At 69.4% G+C, this 26,222-nt stretch carries 22 protein-coding genes; 2 read left to right on the top strand and 20 right to left on the bottom strand.

Features of this window, described 5'->3' with window-relative positions:
• Positions 1-13 precede the first annotated feature (13 nt).
• Positions 14-991: a 4-hydroxy-tetrahydrodipicolinate synthase gene (gene dapA / locus BMH31_RS10245; RefSeq protein WP_099722507.1), complete on the bottom strand. Its 978-nt coding sequence runs from the start codon at positions 989-991 to the stop codon at positions 14-16.
• A gap of 727 nt (positions 992-1,718) precedes the next feature.
• Between dapA and BMH31_RS10235 the strand changes: the two genes are divergently transcribed.
• Positions 1,719-2,297: a hypothetical protein gene (locus BMH31_RS10235; protein WP_143469845.1), complete on the top strand. Its 579-nt coding sequence runs from the start codon at positions 1,719-1,721 to the stop codon at positions 2,295-2,297.
• Between the two features lie 398 nt (positions 2,298-2,695).
• On the opposite strand, the gene BMH31_RS10230 is transcribed toward BMH31_RS10235, so the two are convergent.
• The 19 genes from BMH31_RS10230 to BMH31_RS10140 all read right to left on the bottom strand — a co-directional run bounded on the left by BMH31_RS10230 (position 2,696) and on the right by BMH31_RS10140 (position 22,587).
• A complete protein-coding gene (locus tag BMH31_RS10230; protein ID WP_241898245.1) occupies positions 2,696-3,253 on the bottom strand; it encodes a dihydrofolate reductase in 558 nt (185 codons plus the stop codon).
• Between the two features lie 69 nt (positions 3,254-3,322).
• Positions 3,323-4,162, bottom strand: coding sequence for a thymidylate synthase (locus BMH31_RS10225; RefSeq protein ID WP_099722511.1), 840 nt, complete (start codon positions 4,160-4,162; stop codon positions 3,323-3,325).
• Between the two features lie 35 nt (positions 4,163-4,197).
• Positions 4,198-5,145 carry a pseudouridine synthase gene (locus tag BMH31_RS10220; RefSeq protein WP_099722512.1) on the bottom strand — a complete coding sequence of 316 codons (948 nt, stop codon included), beginning with the start codon at positions 5,143-5,145 and terminating at the stop codon, positions 4,198-4,200.
• A gap of 32 nt (positions 5,146-5,177) precedes the next feature.
• Positions 5,178-6,425, bottom strand: coding sequence for a hypothetical protein (locus BMH31_RS10215; protein WP_099722513.1), 1,248 nt, complete (start codon positions 6,423-6,425; stop codon positions 5,178-5,180).
• A gap of 99 nt (positions 6,426-6,524) precedes the next feature.
• Positions 6,525-8,114: an APC family permease gene (locus BMH31_RS10210; protein WP_099722514.1), complete on the bottom strand. Its 1,590-nt coding sequence runs from the start codon at positions 8,112-8,114 to the stop codon at positions 6,525-6,527.
• Between the two features lie 197 nt (positions 8,115-8,311).
• Entirely contained in the window at positions 8,312-8,761 is a 450-nt protein-coding gene (locus BMH31_RS10205) for a hypothetical protein (protein WP_241898244.1), read from the bottom strand.
• Positions 8,758-9,537, bottom strand: a complete 780-nt coding sequence (dapB, locus tag BMH31_RS10200) for a 4-hydroxy-tetrahydrodipicolinate reductase (RefSeq protein WP_099722515.1) — start codon at positions 9,535-9,537, stop codon at positions 8,758-8,760. Before dapB ends, BMH31_RS10205 begins: the two co-directional genes overlap by 4 nt.
• A 9-nt stretch (positions 9,538-9,546) precedes the next feature.
• Positions 9,547-11,061, bottom strand: coding sequence for an NAD(P)/FAD-dependent oxidoreductase (locus BMH31_RS10195; protein WP_241898243.1), 1,515 nt, complete (start codon positions 11,059-11,061; stop codon positions 9,547-9,549).
• 11 nt (positions 11,062-11,072) lie between these two features.
• Positions 11,073-12,437, bottom strand: a complete 1,365-nt coding sequence (locus tag BMH31_RS10190) for a pitrilysin family protein (RefSeq protein WP_099722517.1) — start codon at positions 12,435-12,437, stop codon at positions 11,073-11,075.
• 58 nt (positions 12,438-12,495) lie between these two features.
• Positions 12,496-13,074: a DUF4395 domain-containing protein gene (locus BMH31_RS10185; RefSeq protein ID WP_099722518.1), complete on the bottom strand. Its 579-nt coding sequence runs from the start codon at positions 13,072-13,074 to the stop codon at positions 12,496-12,498.
• Complete coding sequence (locus tag BMH31_RS10180) at positions 13,071-13,553, bottom strand: thioredoxin family protein (RefSeq protein WP_241898242.1); 483 nt, start codon at positions 13,551-13,553, stop codon at positions 13,071-13,073. The genes BMH31_RS10185 and BMH31_RS10180 overlap by 4 nt, the downstream gene beginning before the upstream one ends.
• 553 nt (positions 13,554-14,106) lie before the next feature.
• Positions 14,107-14,985, bottom strand: coding sequence for a MurR/RpiR family transcriptional regulator (locus BMH31_RS10175; RefSeq protein WP_099722520.1), 879 nt, complete (start codon positions 14,983-14,985; stop codon positions 14,107-14,109).
• The gene (gene phnE, locus BMH31_RS10170) at positions 14,982-15,917 is read right to left on the bottom strand and encodes a phosphonate ABC transporter, permease protein PhnE (RefSeq protein ID WP_099722521.1); all 936 of its coding nucleotides are present in this window, start codon (positions 15,915-15,917) and stop codon (positions 14,982-14,984) included. Before phnE (BMH31_RS10170) ends, BMH31_RS10175 begins: the two co-directional genes overlap by 4 nt.
• Positions 15,914-16,720: a phosphonate ABC transporter, permease protein PhnE gene (phnE, locus tag BMH31_RS10165; RefSeq protein WP_099722522.1), complete on the bottom strand. Its 807-nt coding sequence runs from the start codon at positions 16,718-16,720 to the stop codon at positions 15,914-15,916. The genes phnE (BMH31_RS10170) and phnE (BMH31_RS10165) overlap by 4 nt, the downstream gene beginning before the upstream one ends.
• The gene (phnC, locus tag BMH31_RS10160; RefSeq protein ID WP_099722523.1) at positions 16,717-17,553 is read right to left on the bottom strand and encodes a phosphonate ABC transporter ATP-binding protein; all 837 of its coding nucleotides are present in this window, start codon (positions 17,551-17,553) and stop codon (positions 16,717-16,719) included. The genes phnE (BMH31_RS10165) and phnC overlap by 4 nt, the downstream gene beginning before the upstream one ends.
• A gap of 31 nt (positions 17,554-17,584) precedes the next feature.
• Entirely contained in the window at positions 17,585-18,598 is a 1,014-nt protein-coding gene (gene phnD, locus BMH31_RS10155) for a phosphate/phosphite/phosphonate ABC transporter substrate-binding protein (protein ID WP_099722524.1), read from the bottom strand.
• A gap of 9 nt (positions 18,599-18,607) precedes the next feature.
• Entirely contained in the window at positions 18,608-19,318 is a 711-nt protein-coding gene (locus tag BMH31_RS10150; RefSeq protein WP_099722525.1) for an HAD family hydrolase, read from the bottom strand.
• 83 nt (positions 19,319-19,401) lie between these two features.
• Positions 19,402-20,145, bottom strand: a complete 744-nt coding sequence (locus BMH31_RS10145) for an amino acid deaminase (RefSeq protein WP_099722526.1) — start codon at positions 20,143-20,145, stop codon at positions 19,402-19,404.
• Positions 20,146-20,313: 168 nt separating this feature from the next.
• Complete coding sequence (locus BMH31_RS10140) at positions 20,314-22,587, bottom strand: polyribonucleotide nucleotidyltransferase (RefSeq protein ID WP_099722527.1); 2,274 nt, start codon at positions 22,585-22,587, stop codon at positions 20,314-20,316.
• A 1,180-nt stretch (positions 22,588-23,767) separates the two neighbouring features.
• On the opposite strand from BMH31_RS10140, the gene BMH31_RS10135 reads away from it, so the two are divergent.
• On the top strand, positions 23,768-26,222 hold a 2,455-nt coding region (locus BMH31_RS10135; RefSeq protein ID WP_158234993.1), incomplete at its 3' end, for an Ig-like domain-containing protein.

The raw sequence follows: 26,222 nt of genomic DNA, 5'->3' as shown, positions 1-26,222 counted from the left end.
CGGGGCCGTTCGGTTAGCGGGTGGTCCCTGCGATCTTCGGCAGGGCGCCGCCGGCAGCCGCGTTGCGGTCCGGCCGGAAGTTCTGGAAATCGACGCCGGCGACGTCGTGCACGAGCGCGAGCTCGTCCTCGATCATGGCGGCCTCCCACTCCTCGGGACCGACGAGCGGCAGGCGCACGCGCGGGCTCGAGATGCGGCCGAGGCCGTGCAGCACGTACTTGGCCGCGACGGTGCCGGGCACGTGGGTCATGATGGCGCGCACGAGGGGCTCGAGCCGCTGGTGCTGCTCGCGCGCCGTGTGCAGGTCGCCCGCGTTCACCGCGTCGATGATGGTGCGGTAGGGCGCGGCGGTGATGTTGGCGGTGACGCCGATGAGGCCGGTAGCCCCGATCGAGAGGTGCGGGAGCACATTCGCGTCGTCGCCCGAGAAGTACATGAGGTCGGTCTGGTTCAGCACCCGGCTGACCTCGCTGAAGTCGCCCTTGGCGTCCTTCACCGCGAGCACGTTGGGGTGCTTCGCGAGCCGCAGGATCGTCTCGTACTTGATCGGCACGCCGGTGCGGCCGGGGATGTCGTACAGGATGACCGGCAGGTCGGTGGAGTCCGCGACCATGCGGAAGTGGGTCAGCAGGCCCGCCTGGGTCGGCTTGTTGTAGTACGGCGTGACGATCATGACGCCGTCCGCGCCGGCCTTCTCGCTGGCCTTGTAGAGCTCGATCGCGTGCGCGGTCTCGTTGGAACCGCCGCCCGTGATGATCTTCGCGCGCCCGCTCGAGACCGACTTCGCGACCTCGACGAGCTTGATCTTCTCGGGGTCGGTGAGGGTGCTCGTCTCGCCGGTGGTGCCGGTCACGACGATGCCGTCGGCCCCGCTGGAGATGCAGTGGTCGATGTGGGCCTCGGTGGCCGCCCAGTCGACTTCGCCGTCTGCCTGGAACGGGGTCACCAGAGCGACCAGTACCTGGCCGAAGGGATTCTCGCGCTGTGTCACACGCCTAGGCTACCGGACCCGGGGCGGAGAGTTGGCTGCGCCGCCCATTGTTCGGGCGTTCTTCGGCTTCGGGTCCGCGCGTGCGAGTGGGCGGGAGCGTGGGAGTGGGCGTGGGCGTGGCGCGCATCTGGGTTGAATCGAGGTGCCACCTTCGAGATGACCCTTCCGCGGCTTATGAGCGCTCAATACCCGCGAACGGGTCATCTCGGCGTCAGTGCCGACGCGTCGGCGCGCTCTCCCTGTGGACAAAGCCGGATCGAGCCGACGCCCGCGGCATTCTCGCTCCATGCCCCGGACTCCGACGCCGCTGCCTTGGCCTTGGCCTTGGCCTTGGCCTCAGCCTCGGCCTTGGCCTGACTCCGCGCCCGGCTCCGCGATCGGCACTGCGGAGGCCGCGCGCGCGGGAATCACCCGGGACATGCTCGCGCACCGCCGGTTCGAGTCGCCCCACCGCGGCGTGCACCGGTTGCGCTCGGAGCAGCAGGAGTCAAGGTTCCCTGAGCAGCGCGTGCTCGATCTCGCGCACGCCTATGTCCCGAAACTCCGTCGACGAGAGGCATTCAGCCACACGACTGCACTCCTCGCGTTCGGCGCGCCGATCTGATCCCCCGAGGCCGTGCACCTCGCAGCGCCCCTCCCGCTCCGAGCCGCGCGAGGCCGCACGGTCATCGGGCACGGCGTCGGTTCGGAGTTCGAGATCGTTCGATCGCCCGCGGGGCTTCCCTGCGTGCGTCCGGTCGCGGCGCTCGCCCAGAGCGCGGCGCTGCTCCCCGTGCGCGAGCTCGTCGTCGCGATGGACCATCTGGTGCTCCCCCGCGGCCCGCTGCACCGAGCCTCGCCGCTCGTGCCGCTCGAGGCGCTGCACGCCGAAGCCGCCCGGATGTCGGGCCGAGGGATCCGCAAGCTCCGCGTCGCGTTGAGCCTCACCCGGATCGGCGCGGAATCCCGCATGGAGACGGAAGTCCGGCTCGAACTCGTCGCGCTGGGGTTCGACGATCTCGATCTCCAGGTCGAACTGCGGCGGGCCGACGGGACGTTCATCGGCCGCTTCGACCTGGTCGACCGGGCGCGAAGACGCATCATCGAGTACGACGGGGAGCAGCACCGCACCGACCGGGCCCAGTATCTGAGGGACCTGGCGCGGCTCGAGGCCGCCCGCGAAGAGGGGTACCGGCTGCTGCGCCTGCACCACGAGGACCTGCACTGGAGCAGAATCGCCGAGACCCGCTCGCGGCTCTGCCGGTTCCTCGGTCGGGATCCGCGCCCCGTCGCAGCCGAGCTGGCTCGGCTCCTCGCCGAGCGCTGAGGCGTTGGGCCCGGATCGGGCTCCGGGGCCGGGAGATCGGCCTTCGGGAGGTCGGCGCCCGGGCCTTGGGGCTTGGGAGGTCGGCGCCCGGAGGCCGATGCTCGGTGCTCGGTGTTCGATGTTCGATGTTCGATGTTCGATGTCGAGTCTTGAGGCTCAGGCTCAGGCTCGTGCTCGTGCTCGTGCTCGTGCTAGTGCTAGTGCTCGTGCATCACGCTCTCCCCCGCGGCTCCCCCACCGAGGTACCCCTTCGAGATGGCCCCTCGAGATGACCCTTTCGCGGGTTATGGGCGCTCAAAACCCGCGAAAGGGTCATCTCGGCGAAGGTGTGAAGGCACAGGCACGCCTTTGGGCGCTACGAAAGCGCGGGACTCAGAGACCCGGGACTCTGGGGCGGCTCAGGCCCGCAGGTAGCGTTCGAAGCGGTAGCCGAGGTTCGTCTTAGAGACCGAGTACGTTCCAGGATCGTCAAGAATCCACTCATCGCCAATCTCCGGTGCGAACGTGTCAGCGTTCGAATACTCGTGATCGATCTTCGTCACTACAAGATCGTCAGCGAAGGGCATCGCTGCACGGTAGACCTGTCCGCCACCCATGATCCAGATGCGCTCCTGGTTAAACCGCCCTGCAGCTTCGATTGCGTCTTCAACGGATCCCACGACAGTCGCCCCAGGCGCTTCGTAGTCAAGGTCTCGAGTCACGACGATGTTCACGCGTCCCGGCAACGGACGAAATCGTGCTTCCAGCGACTCCCAGGTCCGGCGCCCCATGATGACTGGGAAGCCTTGGGTTTGTTTCCGGAAGAAGGCCAGGTCCTCAGGTAGATACCAAGGCATCTTCCCCTGGCTACCGATGACGCCAGTGCGTGGCCCGATAGCCCCGCCGTCCTGATCGGCAGATCGAGCTTCCGCCCAGATCATTCCAATCCGCGGGCCATCTTTCTCCGGCGCACTCACGTCACCGATATTAGCCAAATGGAACATCGTGTTACACCTGGCACTCCGAACTTCGTAAAGTTCGTGGCCCTAGACCGCGACCGGGGCCTTGATGCCCGGGTGGTGCTGATAGTCGAGCACCTCGAAGTCGTCGAGCTCGTAGTCGAAGATGGAGTCCCGCTTGCGGATGCTGATCTTCGGGTAGGGGAACGGCTCGCGCGCGAGCTGCTTCTCGACCTGCTCGACGTGGTTGTCGTAGACGTGGCAGTCGCCGCCGGTCCAGACGAACTCGCCGGGCTCGAGCCCCGTCTGCTGCGCGACCATGAGCGTGAGCAGCGCGTAGGAGGCGATATTGAACGGCACCCCGAGGAACATGTCGGCCGAGCGCTGGTAGAGCTGGCACGAGAGCTTGCCGTCGGCCACGTAGAACTGGAAGAACGCGTGGCACGGTGCGAGCGCCATCTGGTCGAGCTCCGCCACGTTCCACGCGGACACGATGAGACGGCGCGAGTCCGGGTTCGAACGGATCTGCTCGATCACCTGCGAGATCTGGTCGATGTGTTCGCCCGCCGGCGTCGGCCAGGAGCGCCACTGCACGCCGTAGACGGGGCCCAGGTCGCCGCTCGCGTCGGCCCATTCGTCCCAGATGGTCACGCCGTTGTCGGTGAGGAACTTGGTGTTGCTCTCGCCGCGCAGGAACCAGAGCAGCTCGATCGCGACCGACTTGAAATGCACCCGCTTGGTGGTGAGCAGCGGGAACGACTCGGCCAGATCGAAGCGGATCTGGCGACCGAACAGGCTGCGCGTGCCGGTTCCGGTGCGGTCGCACTTCGGCGTGCCGTGCTCGAACACCTCGCGCAGCAGGTCCTCGTAGGGGGTCGGGATCTCGTTCGTGCTCACGTCGAGAAGTCTACCGGCGAGGTCCGACATCGGGCCGCGGCCGAGGCCGCGTTCGCTCGGAGCGTTCAGTGGGCCTGCGGCGCGCCGAGCGGGAACTCCCGCACGCTCGCGAACCGGCGCTCGCCGCCGTCGATCGGGTCCGAGAAGCGGAGCTCGCTCGCGAGCAGCTGCAGGGGCGTGCTGAAGTCGTCGACCGCGATCTCCTGCACCACGGGATAGAGCGGATCGCCCTCGATCGGGATCCCGAGCCCCAGCATGTGCAGGCGCAACTGGTGGGTCTTGCCGGTGCGCGGGGTGAGCCGGTACACCCCGCGGCGCTCGCCGCCGCCCTCGGTCGGCAGCTCGCGCTCCAGCTCCACGAGCGATTCGGAGTTCGGTTCGAGACCGGGCACCTCCTCCCCCTGCCAGGTGCCGTGCCGTTTACGCAGGTGGTTGCGAACGGTGGCGGGCAGGGCGAGGTCGTCGCGGATCCGCGCGACCGCATGGTAGGTCTTCGACACTTCGCCGCGCATGAACATGCTCTGGTAGGCGCCGCGCCAACGACGCTCGGTGGCGAGGATCAGGAGCCCGGAGGTGACCCGATCGAGTCGGTGCATCGGCGTCAGCTCCGGCAGTCCGAGCTCGTGCCGCATGCGCACCACGACGCTCTCGGTGATGTGCTTGCCGCGCGGGATCGACGAGAGGAACGGCGGTTTGTCGACCACGACGATCCGATCGTCGCGGTGCACGACGTGCACGGCACCGGGCACCGGGGTCTCCTCCGGCAGATCCCGGTAGAACCAGACGAAGGTGTGCGAGCGGTACTCCGCGTCGGCGCGCAGCGGCGCTCCCGAATCGAGCACGAAGCGCTCGTCGGCGATGAACGCGTCGACGTCGATGTGCTCGGAGAGCCGGTGGTGCAGCCAATCGCGCATGGTCGGCCAGGGGCGCGGGTTCGCCGGATCGCGGTCGGGCGAGCGCATCCAGGCGGAATCGAGTCCGAGGCGCTGCGGCAGCGGGGAACGCGGGGGCATCCGAGGAGTCTAGCCCGCGACGGCGGGGCGATTCACCGCGCGGCCGCCCACTCCGGGTTCACCGCGATCGCGTGGACGTGCAGGTTTCGGCGCGGGAAGTCGAGGGTGTCGACGTCGAGCACGATGCGGCGCTCCCCCGTGCGCGCGTCGACGCGGAAGATCGCGAGCCGATCGAGCCGGTCGAACCCGGGCCCCCTGCGGTCGTCGATGTACTTCTCCTGCGCAGCGACCCCGTAGACGCGGCCGCCGACCCGGTCGAGCACGCCCTGATCGGTGCCGACCACCGGTTCGAAGTCGTCGATGAAGTCGGTGAGGATCGCCGAGTCGACGGCCTCGGCGATCGCCGGTGCCGATCCGGCGGACCCGGCGCCGGACCCGGCACCGGACCCGCCGACTCCGAGCGCGGTATCGCCGATCGGGATCGACCAGAGCCGTCGATCCGCGGCCCAGTACAGGCGCCCGTCGCTCACGAACGGGCTGTCCGGCCGGGAGGTGCTCACCGCTTCCGGGTACCGCACGTCGAGCGCGCGCTGTGCACCGGTGGCCCGATCCCAGATCCGCACGGTCTGGGCACGGTCCGAGATCTCTCCGAGCCCGACGATCCGGTCGCCGTCGCAGGTCATCACCTCGACGCCCGTGAACGTGCCGAGTCCGCTGATGTCGCGTGATCCCGCGTCGATCGTGCGCGGACGCCCGTCCTCGCTCACCGCGACGAGCTCGCCGTCGCAGTTCGCGAGCACGGGGTGGGCGTATCCCGGCTTGACCGAGGTCAGCCGTTTCGTCTTCGCGTTCACGAAGGCCAGCCGCTGCCCATCCTGGGTGCTCATCTGCACCGCGAAGCCGTCGCGGGTGACGAATCGCGCCCATTCCGTCGGGCGGTCCAGGTCGCCGGGCAAAGGCAATCGAGTGAGGCTCTTCGCCCCGAGCAGGTATTCGTCGGTCGGTCCGCCGGTGCTGAGGCCGGCGCCTGACCAGGCGATGCGGGAGCGTTCGAAGCCGCGTTCCTCGAGCTGCACCGAGCGGGTCCTGCCCTGCGGGTCCACGAGCACCAGGTAGGAGGTGCCGTCGGCGTCGAGGCGCATCGCGGCGACGGCGTCCTCGATGCCGAAGTCGTCGGAGATCGGCGGCGCCTTCAAGTACTTCGTGATCGCCGGCCCGCCGAAGATGGCGCCGAGGACGACCGCCGCCAGGGCGACCGCGCCCCAGGTGCGTAGGAGCTGTTTGCCGCGACCGGCCGGGGCGAGTGTCGCGGTCCCGGTCTGCTTGCTCCCCTGGCTCATCGCTCGATTCTTCCACGGAAACGCCGAAGCGCAGCGGCGGACCGCTGCGCTTCGGTGGGCGTCGCCGGGGGCGACTCGGCTCGTGCTTGGGGTTCGGGATCAGAGCCCGTCGTCGAACACCTCGACCGTGCCGGTCGCTTCGCTCGCGTCGACGCGACGCAGCACCTGCCCCTTGAAGAAGGGCTTGGAGACGCGCGACTGGAGGAACATGAGCACGACGCCGATGCCGAGCACGGTGACGCCGATGATGCCGACGAGGCCGACGCCGCCGATGTTGTTGCCGGATCCCGCGGAGGGATCCATGCTGTCGATCGTCGTCTGCACGAACACGATCAGCAGGAGGATGCCGCCGATGGCGGGCAGCACGACCTTGGAGATGACCGAGCCGATGCCCTCGCGGAAGGCCGTCTTGCGGAAGTACCAGGGGCTCGCGAGCGCGGTGATCCCGTAGTAGAAGCAGACCATAATGCCGAGCGCCGTGATGGTGTCCCACAGCACGTCGTTGCTGATGAAGCGCATGATCGCGTAGAAGCCGGAGGCGACGAGCGACGACAGCATGAGCGCGACGTACGGCGACTTGTACTTGGGGTGGATCTTCTTGATCGACTTGGGCAGCGCGCCGTAGTGCGACATCGCGAGCAGGGTGCGCGCGGGCGAGATGGCGGTGGAGTTGATGGACGCCATCGCGGAGACGAGGATCGCGAGCGAGAGCAGCAGTGCTGCGGGGCCCATGACCGGGTGCGCGAGTGCGGCGAACACGTTCTCGGCGATCGCGGAGTTGCCGAGGCCCGTCGGGCCGTCGCCGACGCCGGCGAAGGCGACGGTCGCTGCCGCGGTGCCGACGTACATGACGACGAGGATCCCGACGAGGATCATCGCGGCCTTGCTCTCGGTCGACATGCGTCCCTTGGACGGCTTGGTCTCCTCGCCCATGGTGAGGACGGTATCCCAGCCCCAGTAGACGAAGATCGAGACGGCGATGCCGGCGGCGAAGGCGCTGAAGCTCGACACCTCGAAGGGGTTGAACCAGGAGAGCTCGGGCATCTTGCCCTCGGTGTTCGTCGGGTCCGCTGCGCCGATGAACATGGCGACGACGAACCAGACCATGACGGCCATCTGGAAGATGACGGTGAGGTACTGGAAGATCTTGGTCGAGGTCATGCCGCGGTAGGAGATGAACGTGGCGAGCGCCATGAATCCGAGGCAGACGGCGATGTTGATCAGCTTGTTCTGCGCGATGTCGGCGATCGAGGGGTCACCGACGAGGATGCTGATCGATTGGAAGAGGAATTCGACGGCGACGCCGGCGAGGTTCGAGAGCACGAGCACGGTCGCGGCGATGAGGCCCCAGCCGGCCATCCAGCCGATCCAGGGGCCGAACGCCCGTGTGGCCCAGGTGAAGGAGGTGCCGGAGTCGGGCATGGCCGAGTTGAGCGCGCGGTAGCCGATGGCGACGAGCAGCATGGGGATGAAGCCCATGAGGAAGATCGCCGGGGTCTGGTAGCCCACCTCGCTCGCGGCGGGGCCGACAGCGGAGGTCAGGGTGTACGCCGGGGCGCACGTCGAGAGGCCGATGACGAGTGCGCCGAGCACTCCCACCGTTCCGCTGGGCAGTCCCTTGCGGCTGATTCCCGTGACCGAGTCGAGTGCTCGGGTCGGCGGTTCAGCGAGCTGAGCTTTTCGTGGCATGCCGAAATCGTCCCTCTGGGCGCTTCGCCGCGCCCGGTCGTACTTGCACCGGCTGGCGTGAGCGAGGGCGCGTCAGTGACGGCCTCGGTCGGTGCGATCCCGAATGAGTTTAGGTCGTTCGCCGAACGTTTCCCTAATCGCGCGAAGGATATTCGTTGAAACTCTGCTGAAATGGCACGTTACCGAATGTTTCTGCGTCAGCTTCGCGACTTGGCGATCGCGGACCGGATCGCTGCGCGTGCGCGGCGCCGGTCGCCGCAGGCGTCGTAGACGAGTCCGAGGCGCATCCAGTTCTGCCAGGATTCGGGATCGGCTTCGACCTCGGCCTGGTACTTGGGGAACGCAGCGTCGGCCTGGTCGCGGTCGGGGCGGCCGCTGGGCGAGACGTCGACGTCTTCTTCGGGCAGGCGGCCCTCGGCTGCGAGCCGGTCGACGAGTCGGGTGGCGCGCGCGCCGAACATGAGTTCGCGCACGAGCGCCCAGACGCCGATGAGCGGGAGCACGAGCAGGGCGATGCCCATGGCGACGGCGAGCGGGGTGCCGGTGGCCAGGAGCGCGAATGCGCGGACTCCGGCGAAGCCGAAGTAGAGCACGAGCAGCACGCTCATGACCACGACCCCGATGATGGATCGGACGCGTGCGCTCACGCTGCGCCCTCGGCCGCGTCGGTCTGCGCGGCGTCGGTCCGCGCAGCGGATCCGATGCCGAGTACGCGGTCGAGGCCGACGACGAGGCCGTCGAGCGCGCCGACTGCGCGCAGTGCGGCGCGGATTCCGGGGCCGTAGGCCGCGTTGGAGTGCGTGTCGTGGGTGATGGTGAGCACTTCGCCTGCGCCACCGAACCGGACCTCTTGCTTGGCGACGACTCCGGCGAGGCGGAGGCTGTGCACCGGGATGCCCGCGACGAGCTCGCCGCGGGCGGCTTGCTCGGCGAACGGGGCGTCGATCGGCCTGCCCGCGCGGGCGTCGGCGATGAGTTCGGCGGTGCGCACGGCGGTGCCGGAGGGCGAGTCGACCTTGCCGGGGTGGTGCGCTTCGATGATCTCGACGGAGTCGAAGAACGGGGCGGCGATGCGTGCGAGAGCGGTGCCGACTACGGAGCCGAGCGAGAAGTTGGGCACGACCAGCGCGGCGGCACCGGGGAGTTCGTCGACGATGCGCTGCAGTTCGGCGAGGCGCTCGGCGGACCAGCCGCTCGTGCCGACGATGACGCGCTGGCCTCGGCGGAGGGCGCGTTCGACGATGGCGGGCGAGGCCTCGGGATGGCTGACGTCGACGAGGATCGTCGCGTCGGCTCCGTCGTCGGGTGCGTTGGCGCTGGTGAGGCGTGCGGTCAGCGTGAAGTCGGGATCGGACTCGACGATCTCGCAGACGAGGGCGCCCAGGCGGCCTGTGGCCCCGGATACGGCGACGGTGGTGCTCATGGTTCCAGGCTACCGGCCGGCTCCGCCGCTGCTGCGCACGCCGAGTTCGGGCTCGGGCAGGCCGTAGACGTGCTGCAGGGCATCGCGGGCGGCGTAGTAGCCGCCGAGGCCGTGCACGCCCGGCCCGGGGGCGACCGCGCCGGAGGTGAGGTAGAGGCCGGGGGTCGGGGTGCGCCACGGTGCGAGGTCGGCGGTGGGTCGCGAGAGCAGCTGGCGCATGGTGACGGCTCCGGCGCTGAAGTCGCCGCCGACGGAGTTCTCGTTGTAGCGGGAGTAGTCGTCTGCCGTGATGACTTCGGTGGCGATGATGCGGTCGCGGAACCCGGGTGCGAAGCGCTCGATCTGGGCGATGACACGTTCGGAGACGTCGAGGGTGGAACCGTTCGGAACGTGGGTGTAGCTCCAGATCGCGTGCCGGTCGGCAGGGTTCCGGGTCGGGTCGAAGCGGTCGGGCTGGACCAGGAGCACGAACGGGGACTCGGGGTGCCTGCCGCGCAGCACCTCGCGCTCGGCGGCGGCGATCTCTGCGCGGGTACCGCCGAGGTGCACGGTCGGGGTTTCGGCCATGCGCGGGTCGGCCCAGGGCACGGGCCCGTCGAGCACGAAGTCGACCTTGCAGGCGCCCGGCCCGAACTTCTGGCGTTCGAGGGTGCGCCGGTAGCCGACCGGGAGCGCATCGCCTGCGATGCGGGCGAGCCCGCGGGCCGAGGTGTCGGCGAGCACGGTTCCGTAGGATCCGTGCTCGCGCAGTTCGCGGAGGGACCCGATGCGCTGCCCGGTCACCACGCGGCCGCCGTGGGCCTCGAGGTCGGAGATGAGCGCGTCCGCGATGGATCGGGATCCACCGATGGGAACCGGCCAGCCGCGCGCGTGGCCGTGCGCGGCGAGCACCATGCCGACTCCTCCGGTGGCGAACGAGGGCAATCGTCCGATGCCGTGCGCCAGCACTCCGGTGAGCAGCGCGGGAGCCGCGGCCTCCGAGAATCGGAGATTCCAAGCGGGAGTGCCCTGTTCGGCGACGCGGAGGCCGAGCGCGATCATGCCGGGGATCGCGGGCACGAACGGCTGCGGCATCGAGAGGAGCGCCCCGCCCATGGCGAAGGACTGCACGGCATCGATGTTGCGCAGGAGCGGACGGAGGAGGCGCAGGTACGCGGAGCCGTCGCGGCCGAGTTCTTCGGCGGTACGGTCGAGCGATCGGTAGGCGATGCCGCCGCGGCCATCCGCGGGGTCGAGCGGATGCCCGTAGGAGGCCTCGGGTACAGCGAACCCCATGCGCTGCGTGAGTTCGAAGCGTTGGAAGAACTCGGAGGCGAGCGCCATGGGGTGCACGGCCGAGCACGTGTCGTGCAGGACCCCGGGCATGACCCGGTCTTCGGTGCGCGTGCCGCCGCCCGGTGTGCCGCGTGTTTCGAACACGGTGACCGGCACGCCCGCGCGGGCGAGCGTGACCGCGGCGGCGAGACCGTTCGGCCCCGATCCGATGACCGCGGCTCCCTCCGGTTGCCCCGCGGTGCTGCTCAACCCGCGCCCGCTCATGAGCTCTCGAGCCCCGATCGCGAGACCTCGCCGACCGCGACGACCGACATCGGCCGTTCGGCGATGAGGGCCGCGACCTCGCGGATCTCGTCGCTGGTGACCGCGGTGAAGCGTTCCAGTGAGGCGTCGAGGCCGAACAGCTCACCGGAGCCCAGCTCTGCGCGCGCGAGGCGCCCCATGCGGGTGTCGGAATCTTCGAGTGCCAGCGCCGAGGACCCGGCGATCTGACCCAGCGAGCGCTCGTGCTCGTCAGCGGTGATGCCGCGCTCGGCCACGCGCTGCAGTTCGGCCTGGGCGAGGCGGACGACTTCGCGTGCCTTCTGCGGCGCCGAACCCACGTACATGCCGAAGAGCCCGGCGTCGGAGTAGCTCGCGCCGAAGGAGTACGTGGAGTAGGCCATGCCGCGCTTCTCGCGGATCTCTTGGAACAGGCGGCTCGACATGCCGCCGCCGAGCACGGAGTTCATGATGCCGAAGGCGAAGCGACGAGGATCGGACGCCCGCAGACCGCGGGTGCCGATCATCAGGTTGACCTGCTCGCTCGGGCGTTCGCTCACGGTGGTGCGAGCCTCCCCCGCTCCGGGGAGCGCGACCTCATCGCTGTCTCGCCGCGCCGCGGGCGCGGCCTGGACCGACGGATCCCAGCGGGATTCGGGAGAGGCGGCGAGCGCGGCGACGACCTGCTCGACCAGGCGGTCGTGGTCGACTGCTCCGGCGACCGTGACCACGAGGGTCGAAGGCCGGTAGGTGTTGCGATAGTGACGGTCGACGTCGTCGCGTCGCGCTGCGCGGATGGTCTCGGGCAGACCGCCGATGGGCCGGCCGAGCGCGTGCGCGCCCATGACTTCCTCGAAGAAGCGCTCGTTGGCCACGTCGGCCAGGTCGTCCGCGGCCATGCCGAGTTCTTCGAGGATGACCTCGCGCTCGTTCTCGAATTCGTCGGCGTCGAGCACGGAACTGGTGACCATGTCGGCGAGCACCGCGACCGAGTCGTCGAGGTCGACGTCGCGCACCTTGGCGTAGTAGCAGGTGTATTCCTTCGCCGTCAGCGCGTTGTGCTCGGCACCGATGCGATCGAAGCTCGTGGCGATCTGGTAGGCGTCGCGCTGCGGAGTGCCTTTGAACAGCAGGTGCTCGAGGAAGTGGGTCGAACCGAGGCTGCCCGGAGCGTCGTCGTGCTCCGCCTGCTCGTCGCGTGAGCCCACGCCCACCCAGAAGCCGATGGTCGCGCTGCGCGCGCCGGGCATGCGCTCGGTGAGGATACGCAGGCCACTCGGGTGAACGGTGCGACGCACGAGACCGCCGCCGAGGTCGGCCTCGAGCTCGGGCAGGTCGAGTGGCAGATAGAGGGGTTCTGGCATTGCCCCAGCCTATTGCGTCGATCGCGCCCGCGCCGAGTCTCCACAGGCGTCTACGCGCTCAGCGGATCAGACGCGCCCTGCGGAGGATGAGATAGAGCTCGCAGCCGAGGCAGAAGGCGAACACCGCGTTGAGGAACGCGGCGATGAACGCCGCAGCGGCCGCGATCGGCAGCGCCCAGGGCACCCCGAACGCGTGCAGCACGAGCCCGGCACCGGCGACGAACGCGCCGACGCCCTGCGCGAAGGTCGGCGGCTCGATAGGCTCCAGCTCTTCGGGCGGCGCGAGGCGGGGGCGGACGACGCGCGCGAACAGCAGCCCGAACGGATGCCGGCGCACGCCCGCGCTCGCACCCCAGACGAAGAGGGCGAACAGCACCAGCAGGAGCAGCGACGCGGGTTCGGCCAGACGCTCGAGGGGCGAGCGCGCGGCGAGCGCCGCACCGTCGGTCGCGCTCCCCGTCAGCAGCGCGAGCGCGACGTCGACGAACAGCAGAGCGGCCGTGATCCCGGCGGCGAACCTCGGTCCGCGCGGATCCACCCCCGCGGATCCCGGCTCGCCGGGTGCCGCTTTCGCCGCGGCGGATCCCGGTGCCGCGGATCCTGATGCGGCACCTCCCGACTGAGTGGACGAGCTCATGCGAGGCTCCCTTCGATCGTGCGTTCGACGCCGACGTGCGTTTCCACGAGTTCGCGCGCGTGCTGCGCGCTGACCGGGCCCGAGACGCGAGCACGGAGGCGGTGCTGCGCGTCGAGCACGAGCACCGTCGGAGTGCGCAGGACCGAGAAGCGCCGGATCAGATCGTCGCGGTGCGTCACATCGATCTCGACATGGCGCACGCCGTCGATCGCGTCGGCCGCCCCCGACAGGCTGCGTGCGCTCGCGGGGCAGCGCGCGCAGGTCTCCGTGCTGAACTGCACGAGCGTCAACCGTTCACCGAACTCCGGTGCCGCGAGGGTCGCACCGGGCGTCTCGCCGATCGGTACGGCGAGATCCGACGGGCGGATCCGCTCCGCCCCTTCGTCCGACGCGGAGGATCGCACGCGCGTCTGTCTGGCCCGCAGCAGCAGGCCGAGGAGGGTCGCGCCGACGACGAGCCCCGCGAGTGCGAGAATCACGACAATTGCATTCGATCCCATAATGTCTCCCATTATGCAACAGAATGTTTGGTCGATGCGAGTGTGACGCCCCGAGACGCTCGCCGGGTGCCTGCCCGAAGGCTGGGCCCCGGTGCCGAGCCGGGGTCCTCGGCCTGGGCCCCGAAGCGGGGCACCGAGCCTGGGCCCGAACCTCGGTCCAGAGTTCAGGCACCCGGACGCCGAGTCCCCGGTCCCGACCTCTTCGAGACCCGGGTCATCTGTCGAGACCGGGGCCGAAGTGACGCGATTCAGACACGGTCTCGACAGGCGAACACGCTCTCGACAGACAAGCGCTGTCTCGACAGACGACCCCTTTCTCGTCAGCAGTCCACGCTCTCGACAGGCAACCACGGTCCCGTCAGACAAGCACCTTCTCGACGGTAGACCACCGTCTCGAAACGGACGAGCCGGATTCGGACCGCGCCCCGCACCGAGCCCACGGCTCGAGCCCACGGTTCGAGCCCGCACCCCGTGGCGCGCACCCCGCACCCCGCGGCGCGCACCACGCGCACCACGCATGCCACGCGACGCTCTAGTCCCGCAGTACGCCCGCCAGCACCGACAGCGCCGCCGCCCGCGCTTCGCGCCCGCGCTCGCCGCGGTGCTCGATGAAGAGTTCGACGAGCTGCTCGGTGAGCAGCATGAGCGCGGCGCGGGAGGTGTGGATCAGCTCGTCCTGGAAGCCGCCGCTCACGGGAGGCACGAGCAGCACGGTGTCGGCGAGTTCGGCCGTGCCCGAGCGCGAGAACGAGGTGATCGCGAGCACGTGCGCTCCCCCGGCCCGCGCCGCGCGCATCGCATCGAGCGTCGCCGTGTTGGCGCCGGATCCCGAGAACGCGACGCAGACCGATCCTGCTCCGAGCTGCCGTGCGGCGATCTGCTGCGCGAGCGGATCCGCGAAGTGCTCGGCCGGGCGTCCGGCCGAGTTCAGCCGCATGACGAGGTCGAGCCCGAGCGGCCCCGAGAGCCCGTTGGCGACGACGAGCACCCGGTCCGCCTCGTCGAGCGCGCGCACGAAGGCGTCGACCGCTTCGGTGGTGAGTGCCGATACCGAGTCGCCGAGCCGCGCCCCGAAGCGCCCGATCCGGGATCGGAGCCGCCCGAGCGCGGTCGCATCCGCGCCGGCACCAGCGTCCGCCGATTCCTGCCCCGCCTGTTCGAGCGCGAGTTCCTGCGCGAGGGCGACGCGCAGTTGCGGGTACCCCTCGTAGCCGAGAGACTGCGCCGCGCGGATCACGGTCGTGCGTCCGACGCCCACGAGTTCGGCGAGGTCCTGCGCGGTCATGCCGACGGCGCGGTCGCGATCCTGCACGACGGCTTCGACGACGCGGCGCTCGGTGCGCTGCAGGCCGGGTGCGAGCGAGGCGATGCGCACGCTCGGCCGGGCCGCGGGGTCTCCGATCCAGCTCATGCTCGCCTTCCGTTCATGATCCGGCGGCGGATCGCCCCCGAGATCGCGTCCATGATCATGGTCGCGATGACCACGACAATCAGCAGCATGCCGACCGTGTCCCACTGCCGGTAGTTGGTGTAGTTCGACAGCATACTTCCGATGCCGCCCGCTCCCACGAAGCCGAGCACCGCCGAGGTGCGGATGTTGATCTCGAATCGGTAGAGCGCGAACGAGAGCAGCGCGGGTGCCACCGCGGGCCAGAGCGCCCAGCGGGTCACCGCGGCGGTCGTGCCGCCGGCCGCGCGTACCGCTTCGGCGGCGCCGTCCCGCACCGACTCGACCGCTTCGTAGACCCATTTGCCCTGGGTGCCGATGCCGGCGATGCCGAGCGCGAGCGCCCCGGTGAACGGGGTGAGGCCCGTCACGGTGAGCAGCACGAGCGCGATGATCACCTCGGGCACAGCCCGGATCACGGCGAAAAGCCCACGCAGGATCGCGCGAAGCCACAGCGGCCCGACCGAGTTCGCGGCGAGCATGCCGAGCGGGATCGAGATCACGACGCAGAGGATCGCGCCGATCCACGCCATCGAGATGGAGCGCCAGGTCTCGAACAGGGCGCGCGGCAGCTTTTCCCAGTTCGGCGACGCGAACATGAGCTCGAGGTATTGCAGCACCTGACCGGGCAGGGCGGGCAGCTCGGCCCACGAGATCTTGAGCCCGCCCGCGGCGACGATGAACACGAGGCCGACCAGGATCGCCCACAGCGTCGGCCAGAGCCGCGACGGGCGGGCCGGCAGCGCGGGCAGCGGCGGCAGCGCCGATCCGGCACCGGAGCGCACGCCGGTGCGCACACGCGTGCGCCCGATCGGAGCGGTCGGATCGGTCGGATCGGTCGGATCAGCCTCCGCGGGCCGCAGTGGCCGCGACGGCGGTGGGTCGAGCCGGGTCATACAAGCCTCCTGCGCAGCAGATTCGAGACGATCTCGATCGCGATGACCACGACCAGGATCTCGAGGATGATCACCGAGACGTCCGAGTAGGCGTAGAAGCCGCGGCGCTCGTCGAGCAGGCGGCCGATGCCGCCGGCGCCGACGATGCCGAGGATCGCCGAAACTCGCACGTTGAGTTCGAGGGCGTACAGCCACTGGTTGGCGAACAGGGGCATCACCTGCGGCAGCGCGGTCGCGCGATTGATCTGGAACTGGGTGCCGCCCGCGGCGCGCCCGGCCTCCATGTAGCCGTGGTCGGCGGCGTCGATCGCCTCCGAGACGAGCTTGACCACGATCCCGAGGTTGAAGAGGAACAGGGTGAGCACGCCGGGCAGCGCGCCGACGCCGACCATCGCGACGAGCACGGTCGCGTAGACGAGGTCGGGCACGGCGCGGAGCACGTTCACGAGGGTGCGCACCACGCGCCGGGTGATCCCGTTCGGGTTGGTCGGTGCGGCGGCCCACAGCGTGATCGGCACCGAGCAGAGCGCCGAGAGCACGGCGCCGACGAGCGCCATCTGCAGGGTCTCGAGCATGGGCGCCCACGTGCGCGGCAGGAACGCGAGGTTCGGTTGGGCGAGCTGCGCGAGCTTCGTCAGACCGTTGCGCCAGTGCCGCGCGATCGACGCGAAGTCGAGGTCGATCCCACCGATGGCCGGCAGGCACGTCGCGATCGTGAACGCGGCGACCGCCGCGATCACGATCGCGACGTGCAGCGTGTTGCGCGGCCGCGGCGGCAGTTCGAGCGCGGCCCCGGCGCTCACGCTCGCTCCCCCAGCCGGTCGCGGGGCTGGATCGGCCGCCCGTAGATCTGCTCGAAGTCGGCGTCGCTCGCGGCGGCGGCCGGGCCGTCGTAGACGACCCTGCCGTCGCGCAGCCCGATCATGCGGTCGGTGTACTGCCGTGCGAGATCCATGAGGTGGATATTCACCAGCACGGTGAGGCCGCGCTCGGCGTTGATCCGCCGCAGGTCCGCCATCACGGCGTGCGCGGTGGGCGGGTCGAGGCTCGCGACGGGTTCGTCCGCGAGCATGACGCTGGGCTCCTGCGCGAGCGCGCGGGCGATGGCCACGCGCTGCTTCTGCCCGCCCGAGAGCGCGCCGCCGCGCGCCCACACCTTGTCGAGCATGCCGACCGAGTCGAGGGCGCGCAGCACGATCTCGCGATCCTCCGCGCTCGGGATCCCGAGCAGGGTGCGGAACGCGGGCGAATGCGCGAAGCGGCCGACGAGCGCGTTGCGGTACACGTTCGTGCGTTCGGCGAGGTTGAACGCCTGGAAGATCATGCCGATGTGGCCGCGGGCCTCGCGCAGGCGACGCCCCCGCAGCTCGGAGACGCGGTGCGGGCCGACCGCGACGGTGCCCGAGGTGGCGCCGACGAGGCCGTTGATGGTGCGGATCAGGGTCGACTTGCCGGATCCCGAGAGGCCGACGACGGCGACCATCTCGCCGGGTTCGATCGAGAGCGAGACGTCCTGCAGGGCGCGGGTGCCGTTCGGATAGGTGACCGAGACGCGGTCGAGGGCGATGCGCCACGAAGCGGCGACCGGCGCGCGGCCGGCCCCCGCCCCGTGGCGCTCTGCGGTGGTGCTGGGCATTGAAGGATGAACCTGTCGGTGGATCGGTGGACTACTTGGAGAACTGCGTGAGCACCTCGCCGTAGCGGGCGATCTGCTCGGGGGCGGTGTCGGCGGTCCAGTCGGAGAGGCCGACGAGCTTGAACATGACGTCCTTCGCCTCCTTCGACGAGTCGGCGTAACCGTCCATCGCCTTCGTGAGCTTCTCGACGAGATCGTCGGGCAGGGTGTTCGAGACCGCGACGCCGCCGTTCGGGATCATCTCGGTGTAGGCGAAGGCCACGACCTTGTCGGCGACGTCGGGGGCCTCCCCGGTCACGGTCGTGCGCGCGTCCCAGTAGCCGAAGCTGACCTCGGCGTCGCCCTTCGCGACGGCGAGCACCGCATTGTTGTTGCCCTCGACCGGCACCTGCGTGATGCCCGAGTCGGTGTCGATGCCGGCGTCGCGCATGGCGACGACCGGGTACTGGTAGCCGGCGGGCGAGGTGGCGGCCTGCAGGGCCACCTTGGTGCCCGGCGTGATCTTCTTCAGCGCGTCGATCCCGGCCGGCCCCTTGCCCGCCGCGTCCGCGCCGGCCTTCTCGATACCGTTGCAGTACGAGAGGTCGATGCCGCTGGCCGCGTACTTCACCGTGACGGGCTTGTCGGCGCAGTACTTGCCGGGGTTGTTCGTGTAAGCGACGCCGGCGTACGAGGTGGCGCCGAAGCGGACGTCGCGCAGGATCAGCTTGGCGTCGTGCTGCTCGGTGGCGTTGAACAGGGATCCGGCGTCGGTGATGACCACCTGGGCCTGGTCGGATCCGAGCGCCTCGACGGTGGCGGCGTAGTCGCTCGCGACGACGCCCTTCACCGCGATGCCGAGATCCTTCGACAGGTACTCGGTCAGCGGATCGAGCGCCTCGGCGAGGTCCTCGCCCTCGACCGAGGGCACGAGCGAGATGGTGATCGACTTCGGCCAGTCCTTCGTGCCGCCTGCTGCGGAGGCCCCGGAGTCGGCGGCGCTGCAGCCCGCGAGTCCGAGCGCGAGGACGGCGAGTGCGCCTGCGGCGATGACGGATTTGCGCATGAGTGGGAGTTACCTTTCGGTGCCGGTTCCCGAGCCGAGCGGCGCGGGGCTGCTGGATGCCGCGGTCGCGGCCCAGGTTTCGATCTCGGTGCGGAGCGCGGCGAGCGAGCGCCCGCGCATCGTCACCGGAAGCTGTGCGTGCTGTGCGCCCGTGGCGGTCGCGCCGACCAGGGCGGTATCGGCGCCGAGCGAGAGCGCGGGCAGCAGGTCGAACTCGGCGATGTCGCCGATGGCGAGCACGGGACCGTTCTCGAGGAGGCGTGCGACGAGCGCGGTGAGGCCCGCGGGCTTGCCGACCGTGAAGTGGCGCTCGTCGAAGCGGTCGCGCACGCCCCAGGCCCGGAGCACGCGGTCGATCCCGGTCTCGGGGGCGTTGGTCGCGAGCACCAGGCGGGCGGAGCGTCCGAGCTCGCTCAGCAGCGCGTCGAGCCCTGGGGCCGTGTCGACGGGCGCCAGCGGCGTGCCGAGCGCGTCGCGGCTGCGTCGGTATGCGGTTTCGAGCACCTCTGCGGCGACACCGTCGTCGGCGGCGAGGGATCCGACGATGTCGTATCCGTCGCGGTAGTTACTCTCCCCCGCGTCGTAGCGAGCCAGCTCGGCATCGACACGCTCGGCATACCCCTCGGCCGCGGTTTCAGCGGCGATCCGCGCGTAGGCGCGGACGGGCCCGTGGCCGACGGCGAGCGTGCCGTCGAAGTCGAAGACGATGCTCGGTCGCATGTGCTCTCTTCCTCGTTCTGGACGTTTGATCCAAAACTACGAGCACAAATGGACGGGATGTCGATGAACGAGTGAACAGTCCGTTACGAGCGGCTGACCGCATTCCAACGGAGCATCGGTTCGCGCGCGAACTCCTCGAGCAGCGGGGCCGGATCGCCCGAGAACGGGAACGTGGTGAGGAGCACGAGACGGTCCGAGGCGGGCGTGGATCCTGGCGGCACGGCGGGTTCGCCTCCAGGCGACGCGGCGGATCCGGTTCCGCCGGCTCCGGTTCCGCCGAATCCGCTCGGTTCGATCCCGTAGACGAGCGCGGGCGCATCCGCTCCCGGGGCGCGGTGCAGCACGACGCGGCTGAGCCGGCCGTCGAGCACCGCATCGGCGACGAGGGATCCCGCGGGCGGTCGCCGCAGCACGGGCAGCGCGGCGGCGGTGACGCGCGCGAGCAACGTCGGTCCGGGGCCGGGTGCGGACCCGGGCCTGCCGGCCTGTGGCGCGTCGAGGTGGAAGGCGTCTGCGGGCAGACCGAAGGCGCGGGCGAGCGAACCGTCGTGCCAGCGGTCGCGTTTGTAGCCGAAGGGGGTGGGCACGGTGGAGTACCAGTAGCCGTAGACGTGCAGCAGACCCGCGTGACCGACCGGGAAGTCGGCGTCGACGCCGGCCGCCCGGTGCAGGGTGTCGAAGAGTGCGGCGTCGATGGAGGGCACGCCGGTGTGCTCGTCGATGAGGGTGGAGGCGCCCCAGAGCGCGAGATGGCCGGCCGCGGTGTCGCGACGGACGGCGTCGAGCACGGGGGCGAGTGCGGGCAGCGGGAAGGGCGCGTCGGTCACGGCTTCGACTATGCCAGGTCGGGGCCTCACGCAGCGACGGGGACCGCACGGGCGCACCGACGCACGGATGAACAGGCACACGGGCACACGGGCGCGCGGGGACGACGAAGCCCCGGGCGCGGTGCGCCCGGGGCTCGGTCGGCGCCGGATCGGGATCCGGCTCAGGGGTTACTCGGCTGCGGCCTCTTCGGTCGCGGCGTCGGCGGCGGGGGCGTCGCCCTCGGCAGCTTCTTCTTCGAGCACCGGGGCGAGCGACAGCTTGCCGCGATCGTCGACCTTGGTGATCTGGACGAGGATCTTCTGCCCGATGGAGAGCACCTCGTCGACGGACTCGATGCGCTTGCCGCCGACGAGCTTGCGCACCTCGGAGATGTGCAGCAGGCCGTCCTTGCCGGGGAGCAGCGACACGAAGGCGCCGAAGGTGGCGTTCTTCACGACGGTGCCGAGGTACTGCTCGCCGACCTCGGGGTTCTGCGGGTTGGCGATGGCGTTGACCTGGGCACGGGCGGCCTCGGCCGACGGGCCGTCGACGGCGCCGATGTAGACGGTGCCGTCGTCGTCGATCGAGATGTCGGCGCCGGTGGCGTCCTGGATCCCGTTGATCGTCTTGCCCTTGGGGCCGATGAGCTCGCCGATCTTGTCGACGGGGATGTTCACCGTGATGACGCGGGGCGCGGTGGGCGCCATCTCGTCGGGGGCGTCGATCGCCTGGTTGAGCACGCTGAGGATCGTGGTGCGAGCCTCCTTCGCCTGCGCCAGGGCGCCGGCGAGCACGTCCGAGGGGATGCCGTCGAGCTTGGTGTCGAGCTGCAGCGCGGTGACGAACTCCGAGGTGCCTGCGACCTTGAAGTCCATGTCGCCGAGCGCGTCCTCCGCACCGAGGATGTCGGTGAGGGTCGCGTAGCGGGTTTCGCCGTCGACCTCGTCGGAGACGAGGCCCATGGCGATGCCGGCGACGGGTGCGCGCAGCGGCACACCGGCGTTGAGCAGCGACAGCGTGGAGGCGCAGACGGAGCCCATCGAGGTGGAGCCGTTGGACCCGAGGGCCTCGGACACCTGGCGGATGGCGTAGGGGAACTCGTCGCGGGCGGGCAGCACCGGCACGAGGGCGCGCTCGGCGAGGAAGCCGTGCCCGATCTCGCGACGCTTCGGCGATCCCACGCGGCCGGTCTCACCGGTCGAGTAGGGCGGGAAGTTGTAGTGGTGCATGTAGCGCTTGCTGGTGACGGGCGACAGCGAGTCGATCTGCTGCTCCATCTTGAGCATGTTCAGCGTGGTGACGCCCATGATCTGGGTCTCGCCGCGCTGGAAGATCGCCGAGCCGTGGACGCGGGGAATGACCTGCACCTCGGCGTCGAGATCGCGGATGTCGCGGGGGCCGCGACCGTCGATGCGCGATCCGTCGGCGAGGATGCGTCCGCGGACGATCTTCTTGGTGACGGACTTGTAGGCGGCGGAGACCTGACCCTCGACCTCGGCGGGCAGTTCGCCGGCCTCGATCTTGGCCGCGATGGCCTCCTTGACGCGTGCCTTGAGCGCGTCGTCGGCGTCCTGGCGCTCCTGCTTGTCGGCGATCTGGTAAATGCCGGCGAGCTCGGTCTCGGCGAGGGCGGCGACGGCGGCGTAGGCCTCGTCGGTGTAGGGCAGGAACACGGGGTACTCCTGCACCTCCTTCGCCGACTGGGCCGCGAGCTGCTCCTGCGCCTTGACGAGCTGCGAGAGGAAGGGCTTTGCGGCCTCGAGGCCCTGCGCGACGACGGCCTCGTCGGGCTTGGTCGCGCCGGCCTTGATGAGGTTCCAGGAACCCTCGGTGGCCTCGGCCTCGACCATCATGATCGCGACGTCCTCGGTGCCGTCGGCCTTGGTGACGACGCGGCCCGCGACGGTCAGGTCGAAGACGGCGTCCTTCAGCTGCTCCACGTTGGGGAACGCGACCCACTGGTCGCCGATGAGCGCGAGGCGCACGCCGGCGATGGGGCCAGAGAAGGGCAGGCCCGAGATCTGGGTCGATGCCGACGCGGCATTGATGGCCAGCGCGTCGTAGAACTCGCCGGGGGCGATGCTCAGGACGGTGATGACGATCTGGACCTCGTTGCGCAGGCCGTCGACGAACGACGGGCGCAGGGGGCGGTCGATCAGGCGGCAGACGAGGATCGCCTCGGTCGAGGGGCGGCCCTCGCGGCGGAAGAACGAGCCGGGGATCTTGCCGGCTGCGTATGAGCGCTCTTCGACGTCGACGGTCAGGGGGAAGAAGTCGAAGTGATCCTTCGGCTGCTTCGAGGCGCTGGTGGCCGAGAGGAGCATGGTCTCCTCGTCGAGGTACGCGGCGACCGCGCCCTGCGCCTGCTGTGCGAGGCGGCCGGCCTCGAAACGGATGGTGCGCTTGCCGAACGTGCCGTTGTCGAGCACGGCCTCGGCGAACTTGATTTCAGGACCCTCCACGGGTTCTCCTTACGTGCTTTGAGCACGCGGCGAGCTGCCTCGAACGCGGATTCATGTGGACGGGGCGCTGATCGACAGTCGAAGACCACCCGACTCGGCTCCGTCGCGTAGGGAGCGTTCGCGGTGCCGGGGAATCCACCACCGAAGACCAGCACGCCTGCCGACGTGCTCGATTCATCGTTGATGCAGACAGACGTCTGCACCCCCAGGCTAGCATCGCGCGACCGTTTCGCCCATACGGACGCCGGCGGCGACTCCCTCTTAGTTCCCTGTTGCGGTCACCTGCAACTTCTCCCCTCCCTGTCCTCCCACGCAAGCGTGCGAGTCGCAGGATCTCCCGCCCGCTGATTGAGCGAGCTTGCGAGTCGAAACCTTGCCTGCAACCCGAGCAGCCAAGCTGCGTCCAGCCTCTTCCCAGCAAGCACCCCCTTCACCGGTCACCGCTAACATGTTAGACTCGTCGCAGTCGCATCGCACGGATCCGACTGGAAACTTGCCCGCTCCACCCCCGCCTGGCGGCGTGAAGAGCGGCGGAGGGATTGAACGATACATGAAGAACCGAATCACGCGTACCAGCGCACTCTCGATCGCGGCACTTCTGGCAACTGGCACAATAACGGCGGTTGCACCGCAGCAAAACGCTGAAGCCTCCGAAATCGGGACGCCCAAGGGCTACGTAGGCTTCATTGGATATGATATCGGACAAATCACTTGGAACCCCTCCACTGGGGTCGCTGACACCAGCGACATAATGGACTTTCGCCCAACTCACGGCGTATTTTATAGAGAGCTAAGACTTCACGACCACTTGGAAGGCTTCTACGACACGCTGAACGAAAGTCGAAGAATTGCTGGCACGTTCAGAATTCCCGCGGTCGGAGAGACCGGGAGAGTGAGCAACAAGAACGGGACAATTTGCGTTGAACGGGAGAGTCTTCAAAACAACTCCTTTTTATACGGAAAAGCATGCAGTTCCTCAGAAAACCAACTTTGGAAGCTAGTAAGAATAACTTCCTCAACTGGGGAGGTATTCTATTCAATTGCAGACCCCAGTGAGCGTGGAAGCATGACCGCCGGGCGGTTCCACACCATGTCCGGGGGCAAGCCCGAGGCGATGTCCGAGGATTTCTTCAAGCGAGAGACAATGCAGGTAGCCCCGGTAGGATTCTCTGCCGACACTGTGGATTCGAAGCGTCCCACCCTGACGGGCACCGGCCAGCCCGGTGCGTCGGTGGAGGTGAAGGACCAGGAGGGCAAGTCGCTCGGGTCGGCCACGGTGGCCGAGGACGGGACCTGGTCTCTTACCCCGACCAGCGATCTTGCGAAGGGTCCGAACGAGCTGACTGCGGTCCAGACCCCGAAGGACGGCGGCGACACTTCCGAGGCGACCGCGACGATCACGGTCAACATGGTCGACCAGCTGGCCGTGTCCGGCCCGACCGCTGGTTCCACGGTCAACACGGACACGCCCGTCGTGACGGGCACGTCGGAACCCAAGGCAGACATCACCATCACCGACAAGGACGGCACGGTCATCGGGTCGACGACCGCGAATGGCAAGGGCGAATGGACGGTCACGCTCCCCGCGCAGCCCAACGGCACGGTTGAGATCACCGTGACCGATGAGCACGGGCAGAAAAGGGATCACTCGTTCACTGTTGACGTGGCTGCCGCGATCGCGGAGCTCGTGATCACGGGCCCGAAGGAGGGCGCGACGGTCGACACCGACACCCCCAAGGTCACCGGCACCGCGCAGCCGGGTGCGAAGGTCACCGTCACCGGCAAGGACGGCGAGACCCTCGCCGAGACCACCGCGGGCGAGGACGGCAAGTGGGCGGTCGATCTGCCGAAGCTCCCCAACGGGACGCACGAGATCACGGTGACGGACGAGCACGGGAAGAGCGATGATGTGTCGTTCGTGGTGAACGCGATCGCCCCGATCCAGTTCACCGGCCCCGAGGCGAGCGAGTCGAAGCGGCCGGCCGTGACCGGGACCGGGCATCCGGGCTCGAACATCGAGCTGAAGGACGTCCTGGGCAAGACGATCGGCATCGGTGTCGTTGCTGCTGATGGAAAGTGGTCGATCACCCCGACCCAGGACCTCGCGAAGGGCACGAACGTTGTGACCGCGCATCAGACCGCTCCCGGTGGGAAGACGTCGACCGCGACGGGCACGATCCAGGTCACTGCGAAGGATCCCCTGGTCGTGACTGGTCCGACCCCGGGCGCGACGGTTGAGTCGGAGACGCCGACCGTGTCGGGCACCGCGGAGCCGGGCGCGAAGATCACCGTGACCGGCCCCGATGGAAAGCTCGGCGAGACCGTCGCGGACGAGAACGGTGACTGGACCCTCACCCTGCCCAAGCAGCCCGAGGGTGATCTCTCGATCACCGTGACCGACGAACACGGCGGGAAGGAAGAGATCGACTTCACCGTGAAGCCGGCCGCTCCCGCGGGCCCCGACGCGGACTCGCAGGCCGACCCGAACACCGGCGCGAACGGTGCCGGTTCGGAAGCGTCGACCGCGACCAACCCGAACGCCTCCTCGAACACGAACGGCGCGTCCTCGAACACGAACAGTGGCGCGAACGGGACGGACGAGGACTCGAAAGACTCGAACACGAACTCCGCGAGCGAACAGGACGCACGCGCGAACATGAACGCCTCCGCTTCGGCCGCAGCATCCGCGAACGCCGACGGTCAGGGCAACGCCAAGATCGAGGGCGCCGCGCAGGCCGCCGCGTTCTCCGACGCGACCGCGATCGCATCCGCCGCAGCCGACGTATCGGCCAAGGCCGCAGCCCAGGCCGCCGCACTCGCCACCGCGTCGACGAACGCGTCGGCGAACATCGACGCGAACGCGTCCGCCGCAGCCTCGGGTGCCGCGATCGGCTCCGCCGACAGCAATACCCAGGCCGCGTCGAACGCGTCCGCGTCGGCCGCCGCGGAATCGAACGCGTCCGCGTCGGCGAAGTCCGCCGCGACCACGACCTCGTCCTCGAACGCGGGCTCGCAGGCCGCAGGTCAGGCATCGGCTGCCGGCGCGACCTCGAACACGCAGGGCGCCAACAGCGGTTCGGACTCCAACGACCGCGCGAACGCGAACGCCGCAGCCTCCGCTGCCGCGACCGCGAAGGCCGACGACAACTCCAACGCCTCCGTGAAGGGCGCCGCGGAAGCCGCCGCCTACGCCGATAACACCGCGCAGGCATCTGCCGCCGCCGACATCTCCGCCGAGGCCGCGGCGAAGGCCGCCGCCACCCCGACCGCGTCCAGCGACACGACCGCGAACCTGACCTCCGCCTCCAACACTGCAGCCGAAGCCGCAGCCGCAGCTGCCGCGAACGCCGATAACTCCTCGAACGCGAACGCCGGCGCGTCACAGCGCGCCACCACGAACGCGAACGCCGCCTCCCAGTCGGCCGCGATCACGAACGCGTCCAGCAACGCCGGCGCGAACGCCGGCAGCACCAGCACGGGCAAGCCCAAGTGGAAGCGCCTGGGAGGCGCGAACCGGTACGAGACCGCAGTGAAGGTGTCCAAGGACTCCTACCCGCGCGGAGCGAAGAGTGTCGTGATCGCCCGGAGTGATCTCGCCCCCGACGCCCTGTCCGCGGCCCCGTTCGCCGTCAAGC

The organism is Leucobacter sp. OLIS6, from assembly GCF_002752355.1.
Lineage (GTDB): Bacteria > Actinomycetota > Actinomycetes > Actinomycetales > Microbacteriaceae > Leucobacter.
The sequence above is the reverse complement of the archived record's forward strand: the minus strand, read 5'-3'. Positions and strand labels throughout refer to the sequence as shown.